The sequence below is a fragment of the Mycobacterium sp. E2462 genome (assembly GCF_001672685.1).
Lineage (GTDB): Bacteria > Actinomycetota > Actinomycetes > Mycobacteriales > Mycobacteriaceae > Mycobacterium.
Genome location: NZ_LZKC01000297.1, coordinates 1 through 1,741, shown reverse-complemented (window position 1 = coordinate 1,741; position 1,741 = coordinate 1). Strand labels below are relative to the sequence as shown.

The following is a 1,741-nucleotide window of genomic DNA, read 5'->3' as shown; positions in this document are numbered from 1 at the left end:
GGCGCCGCGGCGCGGTCGCCGCAGCCGGTCGCGGCACGCTGCGCCGCCGGCTCGGGCTGCCCGCGCCCGCCGAGCCCGACCTGTCGACCCACCGGCGCGCTTATGACTCGTCGCCGACCGTGGCGGCGCGGCTGTGAACCCGCGCGAGCGCGGCCTGACGCTCAACGTCAACGTCCTCAACCTCGGCATCCACACCGCGTCGTGGCGCCGCTCCAGCGAGGCCCCCGCGGCGTTCACCGACCCGGGCTACTACGTGCGGATGGCGCGGATCGCCGAGCGGGGCGCCCTGGACGCGCTGTTCCTGGCCGACGGGCCGGCGTTGCGCGACCACCCGGCGCTGCGCCCGTCGCAGGCGCTGGAGCCCAGCGTCATCCTCGCGTCGGTGGCGGCCGAGACCGAGCACCTGGGGCTGATCGGCACGCTGTCCTCGACGTTCAACGACCCGGTGGAACTCGCGCACCGGTTGCTCAGCCTCGACGAACTGTCCGGCGGCCGGTGCGCGTGGAACGTCGTCACCACCTACTCCGAGGCCGCGGGCGGCAACTTCGGCCTGGACGACCTGCCGGACCGGTCCAGCCGCTACCGGCGCGCCGCGGAGTTCGTCGACGTCGTCCTGGCGCTGTGGCGTGACGCCGCCGCCGGTGCCGGCGGCATCGACCATCGCGGCGAATTCTTCGCGGTCACAGGGGCGTTGCCGCAAGGGCCGTCGCCGCAGGGCTACCCGCTGTTGGTGCAGGCCGGGGGCTCACCGCAGGGCCGGGAGCTGGCCGGGCGGGTCGCGGACGCGGTGTTCAGCGCCGAGCTGGACCTCGACGCCGGCCTCGAGCACTACCGGCTGGTCAAGGACGCCGCCGCCGCGCACGGCCGCGGCCGCGACGCGGTCCGCATCCTGCCCGGCCTCATCACCACCATCGGCAGCAGCCGCGCCGAGGCCGAGCGGCGCTACGAGGAGCAGAACGCGCTGCTGCCCGCCGACCACGACGTGCAGCGACTGTCGCAGACCCTGGGTGCGGACCTTTCCGATCTGCCGCTCGACGAGCCCATCCCGGCGCGCCTGCTGGGCGCGGCGCCGGATTCCGTTGGCTCACTGGGTTTCCGGGAATCGGTCGTGCGCCTGGTCACCCGCCGCGGGTTGACGCTGCGCCAGACGCTGCGTGAGTTCAGTGGGTCCGGGCACCGGGTGATCGTCGGGTCCCCCGTCGACGTGGCCGATACCATCGAGCGGTGGTTCGTTGCCGGCGCCGCCGACGGTTTCAACCTGATGCCCGACGTCTTCCCGGACGGCCTTGAGGTGTTCGTCGACGAGGTGGTGCCGATCCTGCGCTCGCGCGGCCTGTTTCGCCCGTCGTATGCGGAACCGACGTTGCGCGAACGGTTCACGGGCGCCCCGTTCACGGCGGCGGCCTGATGCATCTGTGGTACATCCCGAACACCGTCGAGCCCGGCCACCGCGGCGACGACACGGTGGCCGGTTGGGGCAGCCTGGACTACTCGGTGGACCTGGCGCTGCGCGCCGAGCGGCACGGCTGGGGCGGCGCGCTGATCGGCACCGGCTGGGGCCGACCCGACACGTTCACCGTCGCCACCGCGGTCGCGGCCCGCACCACCAACTTCACGCCGCTGGTGGCGGCGCGGCCCGGCTATTGGCATCCGGCGCACTTCGCCAGCGCGGCGGCCACCCTGCACCGGCTCAACGACGGCAAGTTGTTCATCAACATCGTCAGCGGCGTCGACGATCCGA

General features: G+C 73.6%; 2 protein-coding genes. Both read left to right on the top strand.

The features are described from left to right. Positions 1–133 precede the first annotated feature (133 nt). Positions 134–1,408 carry an NtaA/DmoA family FMN-dependent monooxygenase gene (locus tag A5714_RS14945; RefSeq protein ID WP_068286243.1) on the top strand — a complete coding sequence of 425 codons (1,275 nt, stop codon included), beginning with the start codon at positions 134–136 and terminating at the stop codon, positions 1,406–1,408. Further along, positions 1,408–1,741 (top strand): LLM class flavin-dependent oxidoreductase (locus A5714_RS14940; protein WP_156747332.1); only part of this gene is annotated, 334 nt, incomplete at its 3' end. The genes A5714_RS14945 and A5714_RS14940, both read left to right, overlap by 1 nt.